Origin of the sequence: Mycobacterium sp. Root265 (assembly GCF_001428895.1) — a bacterium.
In the GTDB taxonomy this organism is placed as follows: Bacteria; Actinomycetota; Actinomycetes; order Mycobacteriales; family Mycobacteriaceae; genus Mycobacterium.
Map to the genome: position 1 here is coordinate 263,887 of NZ_LMJA01000028.1, position 16,873 is coordinate 280,759.

The 16,873-nt window shown below is 68.5% G+C and carries 16 protein-coding genes; 7 read left to right on the forward strand and 9 right to left on the reverse strand.

Annotation, left to right across the window (positions count from 1 at the left end):
- Position 1: 1 nt before the first annotated feature.
- Positions 2-1,924 (forward strand): 1-deoxy-D-xylulose-5-phosphate synthase, encoded by a 1,923-nt coding sequence (gene dxs / locus ASE48_RS20080; protein WP_057168887.1) that lies wholly within the window; start codon positions 2-4, stop codon positions 1,922-1,924.
- A gap of 33 nt (positions 1,925-1,957) precedes the next feature.
- Here the strand turns inward: dxs and ASE48_RS20085 are convergent, their stop codons facing one another.
- From ASE48_RS20085 to ASE48_RS20095, 3 genes are read right to left on the reverse strand one after another with little or no spacing between them, the layout of a single operon-like run.
- The gene (locus tag ASE48_RS20085) at positions 1,958-2,452 is read right to left on the reverse strand and encodes a phosphate-starvation-inducible PsiE family protein (RefSeq protein ID WP_057168888.1); all 495 of its coding nucleotides are present in this window, start codon (positions 2,450-2,452) and stop codon (positions 1,958-1,960) included.
- 43 nt (positions 2,453-2,495) lie between these two features.
- The gene (locus tag ASE48_RS20090) at positions 2,496-3,761 is read right to left on the reverse strand and encodes an HRDC domain-containing protein (protein ID WP_057168889.1); all 1,266 of its coding nucleotides are present in this window, start codon (positions 3,759-3,761) and stop codon (positions 2,496-2,498) included.
- Positions 3,761-4,342: a DUF3000 domain-containing protein gene (locus tag ASE48_RS20095; RefSeq protein ID WP_057169019.1), complete on the reverse strand. Its 582-nt coding sequence runs from the start codon at positions 4,340-4,342 to the stop codon at positions 3,761-3,763. The genes ASE48_RS20090 and ASE48_RS20095 overlap by 1 nt, the downstream gene beginning before the upstream one ends.
- 79 nt (positions 4,343-4,421) lie before the next feature.
- Between ASE48_RS20095 and hemE the strand changes: the two genes are divergently transcribed.
- From hemE to ASE48_RS20115, 4 genes are read left to right on the forward strand one after another with little or no spacing between them, the layout of a single operon-like run.
- Positions 4,422-5,471 (forward strand): uroporphyrinogen decarboxylase, encoded by a 1,050-nt coding sequence (gene hemE, locus ASE48_RS20100; RefSeq protein ID WP_057168890.1) that lies wholly within the window; start codon positions 4,422-4,424, stop codon positions 5,469-5,471.
- Positions 5,468-6,823, forward strand: coding sequence for a protoporphyrinogen oxidase (locus tag ASE48_RS20105; RefSeq protein ID WP_057168891.1), 1,356 nt, complete (start codon positions 5,468-5,470; stop codon positions 6,821-6,823). The genes hemE and ASE48_RS20105 overlap by 4 nt, the downstream gene beginning before the upstream one ends.
- A 4-nt stretch (positions 6,824-6,827) precedes the next feature.
- Positions 6,828-7,520, forward strand: coding sequence for a hydrogen peroxide-dependent heme synthase (gene hemQ / locus ASE48_RS20110; protein WP_057168892.1), 693 nt, complete (start codon positions 6,828-6,830; stop codon positions 7,518-7,520).
- A gap of 52 nt (positions 7,521-7,572) precedes the next feature.
- Complete coding sequence (locus ASE48_RS20115) at positions 7,573-9,906, forward strand: putative bifunctional diguanylate cyclase/phosphodiesterase (protein WP_082614303.1); 2,334 nt, start codon at positions 7,573-7,575, stop codon at positions 9,904-9,906.
- Here the strand turns inward: ASE48_RS20115 and msrB are convergent.
- From msrB to ASE48_RS20135, 4 genes are read right to left on the reverse strand one after another with little or no spacing between them, the layout of a single operon-like run.
- Complete coding sequence (msrB, locus tag ASE48_RS20120; protein ID WP_162264254.1) at positions 9,854-10,276, reverse strand: peptide-methionine (R)-S-oxide reductase MsrB; 423 nt, start codon at positions 10,274-10,276, stop codon at positions 9,854-9,856. The genes ASE48_RS20115 and msrB overlap by 53 nt on opposite strands.
- A gap of 2 nt (positions 10,277-10,278) precedes the next feature.
- Positions 10,279-11,568 carry an arabinofuranan 3-O-arabinosyltransferase gene (aftC, locus tag ASE48_RS20125; RefSeq protein WP_057168895.1) on the reverse strand — a complete coding sequence of 430 codons (1,290 nt, stop codon included), beginning with the start codon at positions 11,566-11,568 and terminating at the stop codon, positions 10,279-10,281.
- A gap of 20 nt (positions 11,569-11,588) precedes the next feature.
- Entirely contained in the window at positions 11,589-13,148 is a 1,560-nt protein-coding gene (locus ASE48_RS20130; RefSeq protein WP_057169020.1) for an alpha/beta hydrolase, read from the reverse strand.
- Between the two features lie 31 nt (positions 13,149-13,179).
- Entirely contained in the window at positions 13,180-13,950 is a 771-nt protein-coding gene (locus tag ASE48_RS20135) for a pyrimidine reductase family protein (RefSeq protein WP_057168896.1), read from the reverse strand.
- 35 nt (positions 13,951-13,985) lie between these two features.
- Between ASE48_RS20135 and zapE the strand changes: the two genes are divergently transcribed.
- Together zapE and ASE48_RS20145 are read left to right on the forward strand one after the other, a co-directional pair.
- Positions 13,986-15,026: a cell division protein ZapE gene (gene zapE / locus ASE48_RS20140; RefSeq protein WP_057168897.1), complete on the forward strand. Its 1,041-nt coding sequence runs from the start codon at positions 13,986-13,988 to the stop codon at positions 15,024-15,026.
- Positions 15,027-15,782: an alpha/beta fold hydrolase gene (locus ASE48_RS20145; RefSeq protein ID WP_057168898.1), complete on the forward strand. Its 756-nt coding sequence runs from the start codon at positions 15,027-15,029 to the stop codon at positions 15,780-15,782.
- Here ASE48_RS20145 and ASE48_RS33490 read toward each other — a convergent pair.
- Together ASE48_RS33490 and ASE48_RS33495 are read right to left on the reverse strand one after the other, a co-directional pair.
- The gene (locus ASE48_RS33490; protein ID WP_057169021.1) at positions 15,758-16,288 is read right to left on the reverse strand and encodes a GNAT family N-acetyltransferase; all 531 of its coding nucleotides are present in this window, start codon (positions 16,286-16,288) and stop codon (positions 15,758-15,760) included. The two genes, ASE48_RS20145 and ASE48_RS33490, sit on opposite strands and share 25 nt — an antisense overlap.
- Positions 16,288-16,830, reverse strand: a complete 543-nt coding sequence (locus ASE48_RS33495) for a hypothetical protein (RefSeq protein ID WP_057168899.1) — start codon at positions 16,828-16,830, stop codon at positions 16,288-16,290. The genes ASE48_RS33490 and ASE48_RS33495 overlap by 1 nt, the downstream gene beginning before the upstream one ends.
- Positions 16,831-16,873: the final 43 nt, after the last annotated feature.

Below are 16,873 nucleotides of genomic sequence, written 5' to 3' on the forward strand. Positions count from 1 at the left end.
GATGCTTAAACAGATCCGCGGTCCCGCCGATCTGCAGCACCTGTCCCAGTCGCAGCTCGACGAGCTGGCCGGTGAGATCCGTGAATTCCTGATTCACAAGGTCGCTGCAACTGGTGGACATCTGGGCCCGAACCTCGGTGTCGTCGAGTTGACGTTGGCGCTGCACCGGGTCTTCGATTCGCCGCACGATCCGATCATTTTCGACACCGGCCACCAGTCCTATGTGCACAAGATCCTGACCGGGCGCGCCGACGATTTCGACCAGCTCCGGATGAAGGACGGCCTGTCGGGCTATCCGGCGCGCGCCGAGAGCGACCATGACTGGGTCGAGTCCAGCCACGCCAGCACCGCGCTGTCCTACGCCGACGGTCTGGCCAAGGCCTTCGAGCTGTCCGGGCACCGCAACCGGCACGTCGTCGCCGTCGTCGGTGACGGCGCGCTGACCGGCGGTATGTGCTGGGAAGCGCTCAACAACATCGCCGCCGCCAAGCGCCCGGTGGTCATCGTCGTCAACGACAACGGCCGCAGCTACGCCCCCACCATCGGCGGGCTGGCCGACCACCTGGCCGCCCTGCAGCTGCAGCCCGGCTACGAGAAGCTGCTGGAGAAGGGCCGCGACGTGGTTCGCGGTGTGCCGCTCATCGGCGAGGTCTGCTACCAGTGCATGCACAGCGTGAAGGCGGGCCTGAAGGACGCACTCCAGCCGCAGGCCATGTTCACCGATCTCGGCCTGAAGTACGTCGGCCCGATCGACGGCCACGATGAGCACGCCGTGGAAGCGGCGCTGCGGCACGCCCGCGGTTTCAACGCACCGGTCATCGTGCACGTCGTCACGCGCAAGGGCATGGGTTACGCGCCCGCCGAAGCCGACGAGGCCGAGCAGATGCACGCCTGCGGCATCATCGACCCGCTCACCGGGCAGGCGACCGCGGTGTCGGCACCGGGCTGGACCGGAACATTCTCCGATGAGCTGATCAAGATCGCCAAGCGCCGGCGCGACATCGTCGCCATCACCGCGGCGATGGCGGGCCCGACCGGCCTCGCGGCCTTCGGTCAGCTCTACCCCGACCGGCTCTTCGATGTCGGTATCGCCGAGCAGCACGCGATGACCTCGGCCGCCGGTCTGGCGATGGGTGGCATGCACCCCGTGGTCGCGATCTATTCGACCTTCCTCAACCGCGCCTTCGATCAGATGATGATGGACGTTGCGCTGCACAAGCTTCCGGTGACGATCGTGCTGGACCGCGCCGGCGTCACCGGTCCCGACGGCGCCAGCCACCACGGCATGTGGGACCTGTCGATCCTGGGCATCGTCCCCGGTATGCGGGTCGCGGCACCGCGTGACTCCTTGCGTCTACGAGAGGAACTCGGCGAGGCACTCGAGGTCAAGGACGGCCCGACGGCCATCCGATTCCCACGGGGTTCTGTGGGCGAGGACATTCCGGCTCTCGAACGGCGGGACGGGGTGGACATCCTGGCCAAGCCGGGCACCGGTTCCTCCGAGGACGTGCTGCTGATCGCGGTCGGATCTTTCGCTCGGATGGGCCTCGGGGTCGCGCAGCGTCTGCAGCAGCACGGCATCGGTGTGACCGTCGTCGACCCACGCTGGGTGCTGCCGGTGCCAAAGGCCCTGCACAAGCTGGCCTCCGCGCACAAGCTCGTCGTCACCCTCGAGGACAACGGCCTGCACGGCGGCATCGGGTCCTCGGTGTCCGCTGCGCTGCGTGCGGCCGAGATCGACGTGCCGTGCCGCGATGTCGGCGTGCCGCAGGAGTTCCAGACGCATGGCTCGCGCAGCGAGGTGCTCACCGAGATCGGTCTGACCGATCAGCACATCGCTCGTCAGATCACCGGCTGGGTCGCTGCGCTGAACAATTCCGAACTCGACACCGATGCCGACATGTCGGTGCGGAAGTCCGACTAGGCAACTCGGCTACCGCTGTAAACCCCGTGGCGCTCATTCGCCCTCGTCTTGGAGCGGAGCCGCCAGACTGCGCTGCCTCAGCACCCACGCTGCGACAGCCAGTACCAGTACCAGTGCGCCGAGCACCCCGGTCTGGACGATGGTCCTGGCGAACTCCGGCCCCTGACCCACGAGCTTGGCCGCTTCCACCGACTGCACCACAATCTCCTTGATGCAAGCCAGGATTCCGACGATCAAAAACGGCTCGACGGCTATCTCGTGGGACCGCAGGCTGGTCCGCACGGCGTAGAGCAATTCGACGAAGATGAAGATCAGCAGCACGCCGTCCAGAAGTTCCAGCATGACGTTGGAGGTGGGCGTGTCCAGTAACGAGAACATGGTTTTGACCTGAGCCACGAGCAGGGCCACCGCTCCGGCCACCAGGATGACCGCGATGGCCCAGTACACGGCGTCTTCGGCGATGCTGAGGACGCGGTCGGCGAACCGCTGGCGGTCCTTTTCGTCGTGCGTCTCTTCCTTTTCGGCCACGTTGGGCGTCCTCCAGCTCGCAGGTGTCGAGTGTTCCCGCTCGTCAATCCGACGACGCGTCGGGCGATGTCGTCAATGCTGTCGTCAGCACCGGCACCGTCAGCTCACGCTGCCACGGCCGGGCCTTGGCCTGGACCAGGAATTGCTCGACGGTCGACGCGACGTCCTCGACCGGCTGCCAGTCCCAGCACAGCCGCCGGACGGTGTCGGGCATCAACAGGTTCTCGGTGGGAACCGAAACCTTCTGCGAGAGTTGGGACAAACCGCTGCGGGCGGCCTCCAGCCGTTCGGCGGCCTCCGGCTTGCGCCGGGACCAGCGGGCCGGCGGCGGTGGCCCGGTGAGCGGTTCGGAACCCGTCGGGGGGTCCGGGTCCTGGCGGGCCCTGGCCAACGCGTCGAGCCACACCTGCGCGCTGCGCCGTTGCCGGCTACCGCCGAAAACCGGTAGCGCCACGATCTTTTCGACCGTATCGGGATCCACCGTGGCGGCATTGATGATCGCCGCGTCGGGCAGGATGCGGCCCGGCGCGATATCGCGGCGCTGAGCGATCTGATCGCGCGCCGTCCACAGTTCGCGCACCGCGGCCAGCGCCCGGGGGTCGCGCACCTTGTGAATCCCAGAGGTGCGGCGCCACCGGTCACGCCGGGTCACGGTGGGTTCGGCGGTTCGCAGGAACTCGAATTCCTGTGCCGCCCAATCTGATTTGCCCTGCTCCTCGAGCGCGGCGGCCACCGCGGCCCGCAACTCCAGGAGCACCTCGACGTCCAGCGCCGCGTAGTTGAGCCAGTCCGCGGGCAAGGGGCGCTTGGACCAGTCGGCGGCGCCGTGACCCTTGACCAGGCCCAGCCCCAGCAGGCGGCGCACCATCTCGGCGAGGTTCACCCGCTCGAATCCGGCCAGCCGGGCACCCAATTCGGTGTCGTAGAGGCTCGGCGGCGTCATCCCCAGCTCAGCCAGGCACGGCAGGTCTTGGTCGGCGGCGTGAAGTACCCACTCGTCGGTGGCCAGCACCTTCGCCAGCGGAGCCATCACCTGCAGGGGATCGCCGCCATGGTTCACCGGATCGATCAGCACGGTGCCCGCGCCCGCCCGGCGGATCTGCACCAGATAGGCCCGGTTGGAGTAGCGGAAACCCGAGGCGCGCTCGGCGTCTATCGCAAACGGCCCGGTGCCACCGGCCAACAGCTCGGCCGCCCGCACGATGTCGCTGGGATAGAGAGCGACCGGCGGCACACCGTCGGCAGGTGCCAGTAGGGGAGTCGCTTCCGGTTCGGGTGTGTCGCCGGACTCTTCTTCGGGCTCGGTCATCAGGCGCGGGTGCGGGAACCCAAGCTGGTCACTCCGGCAGGCGGCAGGCCGGCCGCGTGCTCGAGGACCTCGCAGAACGCCTGCACGTGCGGGCCCAACTCGAGGTTGGTGGCCGTCCAGGAGGCGCGGAGTTCGAGTTGATGGGCGCGTGGCGGACCGGAGATATCGCCGTAACGGACGGACGTGGTGGCGGTGACGGTGCCGCCCAGTGCGGTGACGGCCTCGCCGTGTTCGGCGAGCGCGTCCACCAGCCAGCTCCAGGCAACCTCGGGCAGCAACGGGTCGACGGCCTCGGTGGAGTCCAGGTCGGCCTGGATGTAGGCGACCAGGCGCATGGTGCCGTCCCAGGCCTCGGCGCCTTCCGGGTCGTGCAGCAGGATCAGCCGCCCGAAGGCATCGCCCTCGGAGCGTTCCGGCACGACCGGGGCGTCGGGGTGGCGCACTTCGGCGCCCAGCGCATAGCTGTAGGGAGCCAGCCGTTGCGGCGGTCGGATCGGTCCCAACTCGATTTCCGGCCGAACGGTAGCGGCATTCATGGCCGCAACCGCGGTGCGGAACTGAGCCGGTTCGGCGGACGTCACAGTGTGGGACGCTAGACCCATCTCGTCTCACCCGTGCGCAGGCGCGCCGATCTCCGGACACATGGCACCATAGGGCTCGATGAGCACCCGTCGTGACCTGCCAGAGTCGCCGTTTCTCGCCGCTGCCGCCGGCCGCACCCCGAGCCGCACCCCAGTGTGGTTCATGCGCCAGGCCGGACGTTCGCTGCCCGAGTACCGCGCCCTTCGTGCCAACCACAAGATGCTGGACGCCTGCTTCGACCCGGAGCTGGTCTGCGAGATCACCCTGCAGCCGGTGCGCAGGCACGGCGTCGACGCGGCCATCCTGTTCTCCGACATCGTGGTGCCGCTCAAGGCCGCCGGCGTCGCGCTGGACATCGTGCCCGACGTCGGGCCCGTCATCGAGCACCCGATCCGGTCCCGTGCCGATGTCGGCACGCTCAAGCCGCTGGAGCGGTCCCAGGTGGCACCCGTCAGCGACGCGGTGTCGCTGCTGGTCGCGGCATTGGGTGAGGTGCCACTGATCGGTTTCGCCGGTGCGCCGTTCACGCTGGCGTCCTACCTGGTGGAGGGCGGACCCAGCCGCAACCACGAGAAGACCAAGGCGATGATGTTCGGCGAGACCGAGACCTGGCACGCGCTGATGACCTCACTCACCGATCTGACCATCGAGTTCCTGGCCGCCCAGCTCGACGCCGGCGTCGATGCCATCCAGTTGTTCGATTCGTGGGCCGGGACGCTGTCGCTGGCCGACTACCGCAGCCACGTCCTGCCGCACAGCTCCCGGATCTTCGCGGCGCTGGCCGATCGCGGTGTGCCGATGACGCACTTCGGGGTCGGCACCGCAGAACTGCTCGGTGCCATGGGTGAGGCCGGGGCCACCGTGGTGGGCGTGGACTGGCGGACATCGCTGGAAGCCGCGGCGGGCCGGGTGCGGCCCGGCACGGCGCTACAGGGCAACCTCGATCCGGTCGTCCTGCTGGCCGGCTGGCCGGTGGTCGACCGTGCCGCCCGGGCTGTCGTCGAGGACGGCCGCGCGGCTATCGCCGCCGGGGCGTCCGGTCATATCTTCAACCTCGGTCATGGTGTGCTGCCGCCCACCGACCCCGGGGTGGTGACAGAGCTCGTCTCGCTGGTGCATTCATTGTGAAACCCACGTACTGCGTTGTCGGAGGAGGCATTTCGGGCCTCACCGCGGCTTACCGGCTGCGGGTCGCGGCCGGTCCGGACGCCTCGATAACGCTGTTCGATCCGGCCGACCGGCTCGGCGGGGTGCTGCGCACCGAGCAGGTCGGCGGGATGTCGATGGATGTCGGGGCCGAGGCGTTCATCACCCGCCGCCCCGAGGTGACGTCCCTGCTGGCCGAGCTGGGCCTGTCCGGACGGCAGGTCGCCAGTGCCGGCGCCCGGCCGTTGATCTACAGCCAGGGCCGGCTGCACCCGCTGCCGGCGGGCACGCTGCAGGGCATTCCCGCCCACGCCGAGTCGGTGGCCGGGCTGGTCGACGCCGCGACGGTGGCCCAGATCGCCGACGAACACCGCCGCGCCTTCACCTGGCGCCCGTCCGCCGACCCGTCGGTCGGTGAACTGGTCGGTGACCGCTTCGGCGCGCAGGTCGTCACCCGGTCGGTGGAGCCGCTGCTGACCGGTGTGTACGCCGGGTCGGCCGCCACCATCGGGGTGCGTTCGGCGCTGCCGGCGCTGGCCGCCGCGCTGGACCACGGTGCCCGCAGCCTGACCGAGGCGGTCCGAAACGCGCTTCCCGCACCCCAACCCGGCCCGGTGTTCGGTGCCCTCGACGGCGGCTACCGCGTCCTGATCGACGAGCTGGCCCGGCGGGCCGACCTGCGCTGGGCCCACGTCGGGATCAGCCGGATGGAGCGCACCGCGCGGGGCTGGGAACTGATGGACGATGAGGGTGGCCACTGGTCGGCCGACGCGGTGGTGCTCGCCGTGCCCGCGCCGCGGCTGGTCCGGCTCGTCGAGCACGTCGCCCCGCGCAGCGCGGCCGCCGCCCGCCGGATCGGGGTGGCCTCGACCGCGCTGGTGGCCCTCGCGCTACCCGGCGGCACCCCGCTGCCCGATCAGTCCGGAGTGCTGGTCGCCACCGGAGAACAGTTGCACACCAAGGCAATCACCCTGACGTCACGCAAGTGGGGCCGGCGCGGCAACGTGGAGCTGGTGCGGCTGTCCTACGGTCGGTTCGGGGACACGCTGGCGCGTAGCGTCGGCGATGACGAGCTGCTCAACTGGTCGCTGCAGGATCTGCAGAAGGTGTTCTCCATCGCCGCCGACCCGGTGGACTACCGGGTGCAGCGCTGGATCGACGCGATGCCCCAGTACGGGCCCGGACACGCGGATCTGGTCGCCGAGGTGCGGGCCGGTCTGCCGCCGAACCTGGCCGTCGCGGGTGGCTATCTGGACGGCATCGGGGTGCCCGCATGTGTGGGATCTGCCACCAGGGCGGCCGCGAAGCTGGTGACCTCCGGCGTGGCACGATAGGCCCATGGCCAAGCTCGATTACGACAAGCTCAACTCGATGACCCGGTACATGATGATCTCGGTCTTCGCCGTCCAGCCCGAGGCGCTCGATCAGGACCGGTCGGCCGTGATCGATGAGACCTCGACTTTCCTGAAGCAGCAGGAGGACAACGGCGTCGTCGTCCGCGGCCTGTACGACGTCACCGGCTTCCGGGCCGACGCCGACTACATGATCTGGACGCACGCCGAGCGGGTGGAAGACCTGCAGGCCACCTACTCGGCGTTCCGCCGGACCACCCTCGGTCAGGCCAGCGACCCGGTATGGAGCGTGGTCGCGCTGCACCGTCCCGCCGAGTTCAACAAGAGCCACGTCCCGGCCTTCGTCGCCGGTGAGGACCCCGGTGACTACGTCTGCGTCTACCCGTTCGTGCGGTCGCTGGACTGGTACCTGCTGCCCGACGACGAGCGCCGCAAGATGCTCGTCGATCACGGTATGGCGGGGCGTGAGTACCCGGACGTGCGGGCCAACACGGTGCCGGCCTTCGCTCTGGGCGACTACGAGTGGATCCTGGCCTTCGAGGGCCCCGATCTGGGCCGCATCGTCGAACTGATGTGGAAGCTGCGCTATACCGAGGCGCGCAGGCATGTGCGCGAGGAGACGCCGTTCTTCACCGGTCCGCGGGTTGCCGTCGAGCAGTTGCTGGCAAAGCTGCCGTAAATAAGTCACGCCGCTGGGACATCGCGCGGCAGAAGTTTGCTAGCGTCTTGGGATGCCGATAGGCGTCCGGGTCGGGGTGGGGGCTACGGTCGCCACCCTGGCTTTCTGTGCGTGGCTGCTCGGTGGATGGGGCTCGCCGGCCGCGCGGATCGCCGTGGAGGATCTCGGCTTCGTCGTCCTCGCGCTGTTCGTCACCGCCTGCTGCGGCCACGCCGCGTGGCGGTTCCGTGGCCGTCAGCGCCGGGTCTGGATCTGCGTGACGATCGGCATGATCGGCTACGCCGTCGGATCGGCGATCTGGACGTATTACGAGTGGTGGCTGGCTGAATCGCCCTTTCCGACAGCTGCGGACATCGCGTATCTGATGCTGCCGGTGTTCGTCTGCATCGGGCTGCTGATGGTGCCCGTGGGCGCTTCGGGATATACCCACACCCGGCTGGCGCTCGACGGGTTCATCGTGGCGGTCGCGTTCTTTCAGATCGGTTGGTGGACGGTTCTGGGCGAGGTGTTCAACGACTACAGTGACGCCACGCGGTTCGCGGTCGGGGTCGCGCTGGCATATCCGGTGCTGGATCTGGGTGTGCTCACCGTGGCGGTGCTGGTGCTGGGGCGGGCCCGCACTCCGCAGCGGCGGGCGTTGACGCTGTTGGTCAGTGGCATGACGTTGATGGCCGTGGCGGACGGCGTTTTCGTCTACACGAACGCCCACGACGACGTCACCGTGCTCACCTACGGCAGCGTGAGCTGGGCGGCCGGTCTACTGCTGATTGCGCTGGCCGCGCTGAACCCGGAGAAGTGGGTGCGTGGGGCTGCCGAGGCCGACCGCGAGATTTCCCGGATGGCCATGTGGCTGCCGTACGTGCCGCTGGTGTTCGCCATGATCGCCGCGCTGGTGCGGTTTGCTGCAACGCCGGGCCTGCCACCGGCGCTGCTCGCCTCGGTGGTCCTGATCGTGCTGGTGTTGCTGCGGCAGTTCATCGTGGTGGCGGAGAACCGCAGACTGCTCCGGGCTGTGGAAGCGCAGGCCCTGCAGGACCCGCTCACCGGTCTGGCGAACCGCGCGCTGTTCCTGGACCGGTTGACCCATGCGATGGCGCTGCACCGTCGCGACGAGCAGTCGGTGGCGGTGCTGTCCCTGGACCTCGACGACTTCAAGCTCGTCAACGACGGCCTCGGCCATCCCGCAGGTGATCTGCTGCTGGTGCAGGCCGCCGAACGCATCCTGGGCGCCGCCCGGTCCAGCGATACGGTCGCCCGCATCGGCGGCGACGAGTTCGTGGTCCTGATGGAGGGGGACACCGAGGACTCGCATCGCGTTGCCCTGCAGGTGCTGCGCGCCTTCGACGAGCCGTTCGTCATCGACGGTCACGCCCTGTTGTTGTGCCCCAGCGCCGGCCTGGCCGGTGCCTCCGCGGGTGAGCCGGAGATCTCGGCCGACACCCTGCTGAAGCAGGCCGATGTCGCGATGTACACGGCCAAGCGGTCGCGCATCCGCGGGGTGCACGTCTACTCCGCCAGTGACATGCCCGACGATGCCCATCCCGAGGCCGACGATCGCGGGGCCGCGGCGGCCGCGGCACGGAAGAGCACGGTGGCCTTCCAGCTTCTCGGCCAACTCCGGCACGCCATCGCCAATCAGGAACTCACCCTGGCGTATCAGCCCAAGTTCGACCTGCGTGACGAGTCGATCGTCGGGGTGGAGGCGCTGGTGCGCTGGCCGCACCCCGAACGGGGGTTGTTGGGGCCAGACCAGTTCCTGCAACTGGTCCGCGATCACGGGCTGATGCGGCCGATCACCGAACTGGTTCTGTCCCAAGCGCTCAACCAGACCGCGGAATGGCGGGACATGGGTCTGCTGGTGCCGGTGGCGGTCAATGTGTTCGCGCCGTCACTGAGCGATCTGGCCCTACCGGAGACGGTGGAGCGGGCGCTGGAGGAGCGTGGCCTGCCTCATGAGGTGCTGACCGTCGAGATCACCGAGGACCTGCTGCTGGACAACCACGAACGTGCCCGTGCGGTGATCGAGCGTCTGCGCCAGGGCGGGGTGCGCGTCGCGATCGACGATTTCGGCAGCGGCTATTCGGCGCTGTCGTATCTGCGGGAACTGTACGTCGACGAACTCAAACTGGACCGTGGCTTCGTCACCGCAGTCCTCGACGACCGGCGCGCCGCCGCCATCGTGCGCGCCGTCATCGATCTGGCGAACGAACTCGGCCTGACCACGGTGGCCGAGGGCGTGGAAGATCCCGAAACTGCCACGCTGTTACGTGATTACGGCTGCCAGGTGGCGCAGGGCTATCTCTACAGTGCGCCGCTGACGCCGCCGGACATGCTCAGTCTGCTGAAGTTGCGCCGGCCGGTACCAGACGCAGCGATATGGAGTTGATGCAGTAGCGCTGGTCGGTCGGCGTCGGGTAGCCCTCGCCTTCGAACACGTGCCCGAGGTGGCTGTGGCAGTTGGCGCAGATCACCTCGATGCGGGTCATTCCCAGCGAGTCGTCGCGTTTGAGGATCACCGCATCGGAGTTGGCGGGATCGAAGAAAGAGGGCCAGCCGCAGTGGGATTCGAACTTCTCGGTGCTGCGGAACAGCTCGGTGCCGCAGGCCCGGCATTCGTAGACCCCGGCGGTCTTGGTGTCGGTGTACTCGCCGGTGAAGGGCCGTTCGGTGCCGGCGCGGCGCAGCACCGCGTACTCGGCGGGGTTGAGCTTCTCGCGCCACTGGTCGTCGGTCAGCTCGAGCTTGGGACCCGGGATTGTCATGATTCAACGCTAGCGCGCCGACGCTCATCCGTCATCCACGGCGGATCGATACCGGAATCCAGCCGGCCTTCGGCCTTGGCGTCCAGGTAGCGGAAGTACAGCACGCAGAACACCACCACCAGCAGCAGCGACCAGCCGTAGGTGATCTTCATGTATTCCAGGAAGCGTCCGGTGGTCGGCCAGTGCCCGAGCAACCAGCGGTCCATCGTCATGAACCCGTACACCGCCAGCCAGGCCGGCCAGTTGTGCAGCACGGAGTTGCGCAGCACCACCGTCATCAGGAACGGGAACAGCATCGTCGAGTAGTAACCCTGGCCCAGTGAGAGCACCAGGAACGACGCGGTCAGCAGTACCCCCGAGGAGGTCAGCAGCCAGAACAGCGGATCGCGCTCGCGGTAGTACTTGTAGAGCAGGTAGAGGCTGCCGGCGGCCAGCAAGGTGAATCCGATACGCAGCGCCAGGATCAGCCACATCGGCAGGCCGTAATAGATGCCGTTGCCCAGGATCGAGGAGTTGAAGTAGTCGCGGGTCTCCAGGATGTAAGGCACGGTGCGGTGCACGAAGTTCATCGGGTCCGACACCAGCGGCCACGCAGCCGCGTTGAAGATCAGCGGCACGCCGAAAGCGGTGATCAGGGTGTAGAACTGGCGATTCAGTACCGGTAGCAGCAGCAGCGGTAGCAGCGACGGTTTGACCACCAAGGTGAGGCCGATGGCGGCGCCGGCCAGCAGTTCCGCGCGGACTCCGCCCTTGAGCAGTAACTGGAAGAACAGCACCGCGCCCAGCAGCATGCAGCCGTTGATGTTGGTGAACACCAAAGTGTTGGTGACGGATTCGGTGCAGAACATCGCCAGCAGCAGCGCCGGTGCCGCGACCGAACTCAGCGTGTAGTTGAACATCCGCAGCAGCAGATAGGCCGCGAGCAGGAAGGCCACCACGTTGAAGGTGATGTACCAGTAGCGGGCGGCGTCGACGGGCAGGTAGCCGAACGGCGCCAGCAGCAGCGTCCCACCCGGCGGGTACAGGTAGTGCGGGTCCACCTGATGGAAGTTCTCGTTGTAGATGTCCCAGCCCATTTTGAAATTGATCACCGCGCGGTAGACCGGGCCGAAATCATCGGTGATGTAGCCGTTGGTGCCCAGCACGTAGCTGCGGTGGATCACCGACAGGATGGCGATGGGCCACAAGATCGACCGCAGAATCGTTGCGGTGCTGGGCGGTGTGGTGCTGGGGCGAAAGGCGTTCAGCACACCGGAGGGCAGGAACGACACCAGCGCACCGTACACCGCAGTTCGTCGGGGCTTGATCAGGCGGGGCAGAACGTGTCGGTCTCGGGCAGTTTGCCGCTCTCCAGGTATCCGATGACCGGCGGCAGCGCGCACGCCGTGTAGATGCCGGCGCCGTGCCCGATGCCCTGCCAGATCACCCGCTTGCTGGTGGAACCGGCGTTGATGACGGTGGCGGCGACCGCGGCCACCCCTTCGTTGCCGACGATCGGATCGTTCTGGACACCGAGCAGCATGACCGGGATCTTGAGGTCCTTGGGATCCTGCGGTGCGGAGCCGCTGGGCCAGCTCAGGCAGTTGACCATCCGCAGTGCGCCGACGCTGCCGAACTGCGGGTAGAGCCGGTCCCAGGCGACGACGAGCTCGCGGACCCGGTCCGGGGTGGGCCGGTTGAGCGCGTCGCTGCAACCGTTGACGAACTGACCGTCGGTCTGGCGGAGGGTGTCGGCCTGGGTGATCAGGTTGGTCATCGCGTTGGTGTCACCGCCGCGGGCGGAGGCGATCGCACCGGCCAGCGCGTTGGTGGCGCTGACCCGGTCCCCGCGCGGGAAGGCCAGCGCCGTCGTGATGGCGTCCGCCACGGCAGCCTCGGAGGCGCCGTTGGGTCCGTCGCCGTTGCGGGCGGCCGTCAGCAGGGCGTCGACGGCGCCGCGGGGGTCCGGGCCCAGTGGGCAGTTCGTGGCGGCACACTGCGCGGCGAATGCGTCGAGGGCGGCCTGCTGGCCCTTGACCATCTGCTCGGTGGCGGCCTCGGCGCCGATGCCCAGCGGCAGCGGCGAATCCAGCACCAGCCGCGCCACCTTGTCGGGGTGCGACCCGGCGTAGGCCAACGCGACCTGCGCACCGTTACCGATGCCCATCAGCGCGATCGTCGGGACATCCCAGGTGCTGCGCAGCCGTTCGATGTCCTCGGCGGCGTGGGCGTTGTCATAGGCCGAATCGCCGGGGGCGATGGTGTCGGTGCAGGTGGTGGTGGCGGTCTGCACGATGGCGCTCAGGTTGGCCACCGGGTCGTCACCGGGCTCGAACTGGGTCTGGTCGATCATCTCCTGACGGTCGAACAGGTCGCGGCAGTCGATGGCCTTGGACAGTCCCATCCCGCGCCGGTCGACGGCGACGATGGGGTTCTTCTTGAGGATGTCGGAGCCGGCGCGGGATAGCCATACGGGCAGTTGCGATGACGAGGGCAGGTCCGTGCCGGTGGTCATCACCAGCGGGCCGGCGTCGGCGGGGGTGTCCACGGAGGTGGCCCGCACCACGCCGATAGTGATCTTGCCGTTGGCGCCCTTGATCGAATCGAGGTCGGCATCGTAGGTGGCGCAGTCCAGTGTGATGCCCGGCAGCGCGGGCACGGCAGCGTCACTGAACACTCTGGAGGTGCAGTCCTGCCAGGACAGGTCGTTCTTGGGTGCCTCCAGCGCCGGTGGCCCGTCGGCCTCGGCGGTGGTCGTGGGCGCGCCCTGAGGTCCGGCGCCGTCGTCGGTGGCGTAGCGCGGGTTGGCGGCCAGCAGCGGGGCACACGAGGTCAGCAGCACTGCGACCGACGACACGGCGATCGTCGACAGAATCCCCACACGCATGCCGACCACAGTAGCGATCGTCGACGCCGGATCAGTCGCGGCTGTAGCGCGTGTACAGATAGCCCTCGTCGTCGGTCAGCACGTGGCGGCGCTGCAGCCGGGTGATCAGCTCGCGGTGCCCATCGGCGATCCGCTTCGACCCGCCGCCCACCACCGTCGGCGCGATGGTCAGGCACAGCTCGTCGAGCAGGCCGTCGGCGATGAAGGTGCCGAGCAGGCTGGGGCCGCCCTCGGCGAGCACCCGGGTCAACCCGAGGCCGGCCAGGGTGCGCAGTGCGGCGCCGAGGTCGACGCCGGCGGGATCGGCGCCCGAGCAGTCGTACACCTCGGCCAGGCCGGCGAACCGGGCGCGCGCGTCGGCGGCGGTGTCGCGGGAGGTCAACAGCAGTGGGGGCACTTCGGTCTGGGTGAACACCGCCAGGTCGTGGTCGAGGTCAGCGGAGCGGGTGACCATGGCGATGGGCGGCACCTCGCGTTGCCCGCGGGCGTGCCGGCGCTGTCGTTCGGCCACCCCGAGTTGGGCGCCGGAGTAGTTCTCGACGCGCACCGTGCCTGCCCCGACCACCACCACGTCGGCCAGCTCACGCATCAGCCGGAACACGGCCCGGTCCCCGGCGCCCCCGAGCGCACCGGAGCGGCCGTCGGCCGTCGCGGCACCGTCGAGGCTGCTGATGAAATTGGCCCGTACCCAGCAGGAGCTCAGGTTCTCGGGGTAGGCGTAGTACTGCGCCAGCCCGCCGTCCTCGGTGGTGGAAACCGGTCCAAGGGCTGTGAGATCCGTCCCAGCGGTGCTATCCGACATGGGCAACATTGCAGCACGTCGATAGGGTGCCTGACATGCAAAGCACGGGCGGGGTCGCGGGTCTGGTCGAGCGACGGCCGAGCGTCACCCCGGAGCGGCTGGTCGCGCAGCTGGTCCCGCCGCCCACGTTCGCCGATGTCAGCTTCGACACCTACCGGCCCGATCCCAATGAACCGTCGCAGGCCGAGGCGGTCGGGCACTGCCGCAAGTTCTGCGAGCTGGCCAAGGAACGCCGGGCCGGCAAGAAGAAGCTGTTCGGCAAGCGTGAGGTGCTGCCCGGCGTCGGCGTGTACCTCGACGGCGGGTTCGGTGTCGGCAAGACCCACCTGCTGGCCTCCACGTATTACACGATGTCCGAGGGCGACGCCCCGGTGGCGTTCGCGACCTTCGGTGAACTGACCCAGCTGGCCGGCGTGTTCGGCTTCACCGAGTGCATCGACCTGCTCGCCGACTACGCGGTGGTCTGCATCGACGAGTTCGAACTCGATGATCCGGGCAACACCACGCTGATCTCCCGGCTGCTCTCCGCCCTGGTGGAGCGCGGCGTATCGATCGCGGCCACGTCGAACACGCTGCCCGAGCAGCTCGGGGAGGGTCGCTTCGCCGCGCAGGACTTCCTGCGTGAGATCAACACGCTGTCGGCGATCTTCACCACCATCCGCATCGAGGGCCCCGACTATCGGCACCGCGGGCTGCCGCCGGCACCCGAGCCGTTGACCGATGACCAGGTGCGCACCGCGGCAGCGGCGAAACCCGGTGCGACACTGGATGATTTCGACGCGCTGTGTGCGCACCTGGCGACCATGCACCCGTCGCGCTATCACGCGTTGATCGACGATGTCACCGAGGTGTTCATCACCGGGGTGCACCCGATCAACGACCAGAGTGTGGCACTGCGGTTGGTGGCGCTGACGGACCGGTTGTATGACGCCGGTATCCCGATTCTGGCCTCGGGCACCAAGCTGGACACGATTTTCAGCGATGAGATGGTGGCCGGCGGGTTCCGCAAGAAGTATCTGCGCGCCACCTCGCGCATGCTGGCGCTGACTGCCGCCGCGCAGTCTCAATCGAACTGAATGACCGGGCCTGCGGTACTGCTGCTTCCGGGGGCCGGTGCGCGCTGCGACGGGTTCTTCCCCGGTCTGGTGGATTCGCTTGCGGCCGAACCCGGTTGCCGGGTCATCGTGCACGACGTTCCCGAGACACTGGCGCAGGTGCCCGCGCACCTGCATGACCTGATCGCGCGGGAGGGCGCCGGGCCGGTGGTCGTGGTGGGCCAGAGCCTGGGTGGTGCGATGGCGCTGCTGCTCGCGCGTGACCATCCCGACGACGTGGCCGGTCTGGTGCTGCTGGATGTCACGCCGATCAACGATGCCGCGATCTGCCGCCGTGTCGAACGCGCGTTCCGCGCCGTGGCCGTCATCTGCCGAATCCCGGTGATCCACCGCTGGTTTCGGTCGCGGATGATGAAGGGAGCCGCGCGCGAGGCCCACAGGCTGCGGTTGCGGCCGGATTGCGCGGCGGTCCACTCACGGGTCGCCGCCGAAGCCGATCTGATCCGGCTCGGACGGGTGGTGAGCGGGCTGTCGGGACTGTCCGCGCAGTTCGACGAAACCGGGCTGCCGCGTGTGCCCGCCGCCGTCATCACCGCGGATCGCGCGCCCACCGGTGCGACACATGTTGCCCATCAGCGCATCGCGGATGCCCTCGGCGAACCACTGCTCTGCTGGCCGGGTTCCACGCACTCGGTGCACCTCACCCATCCCGACGAGGTGCTCGACGCCGTGCGTGACGTCCTCGGGCGCACTCAGGCCGAGCGGACCATCACGTAATCGCTCTCGACGCTGTCGCCGAGGCGGAAGGTCTTGGTGCCGCTGACCCGGAAATCGGATTTGGCGTAGAAGCGTTGGGCGCGCTGGTTTTCCTGATTGACGCCCAGCCACACGCTGGCCGCGCCCAGTTGTGCGCAGCGCCGCAACGATTCGGCCATCAGCGCCGCGGACACCCCGGCGCCGTGTACGTCGGGCAGCGTGTACATCTTGGAGATTTCCACGGCCGGGAGCAGCGGCACGGCCTGCTGCACGTCGGCGTCTTCGGGCACACCGCGGATCAGCATGGCATAGCCGAGGATTCGGGTGTCGTCGCGGGCGATCAGCACCACGCGGTCCGGGTTGTTCAGGTAATCGGCGAACGCCTCGACCGACAGGTTCGCCGCGATGAACGCGTTGACGTTGTCTTCGGTGACGCCCGGCGGGCAGGCCAACGGAAAGGTGGTGGCGGCGACGGCGGCAAGCTCGGTCAGATCTGCCGGTCCGGGTACCTCGACGTGCACGGCGATCAGGGCAGCGGAGCGCCGGGCTGCCAGATGTTCCACTGGGCCAGGTGCGTTCCGGTCTGCGGGTTGATCATCACCACGTTGGTGACCAGCGCGCGGTAGACGTCCCAGTAGACGCCACCGTTGACGGTGGACCCGGGGGGCGCGTTCAGCAGTGCCTTCTCCAGCGCGTCCGGGGCGTCGGTGTGCTTGGCGGCGTAGGCGTCGGCGTAGGGGGTGACGCCGCTGAACGTGGTGGCGATGGACAACTTGTACGGGTTGGGCGCGGAGATGACGTGCACCGTCACACCGGCCCGCCACGGGCCGCCCTGGGCGCGCCAGCGCGGGGAGCCGTTCCAGCCCCATCCCGGTGGCACCGGCACGGCCAGCACGTCGTGCACCGTCACGTCGGCGACGAAGTCGTCGAACTGCACGCGCAACGTCTCACCCAGGTTGCCGATGGGAGTGACTGCAGCCGCGGCGGGCGGCGCGATGCCGACTGCCACCGCGGCGGTCAGGCTCGTCAGGAGAACCGCGAACCAGGTGCGGACCTTTGCCAATCGCATGCTTGGCATGATGGCACATGCCCGACCGACACTGCGGTGTTCG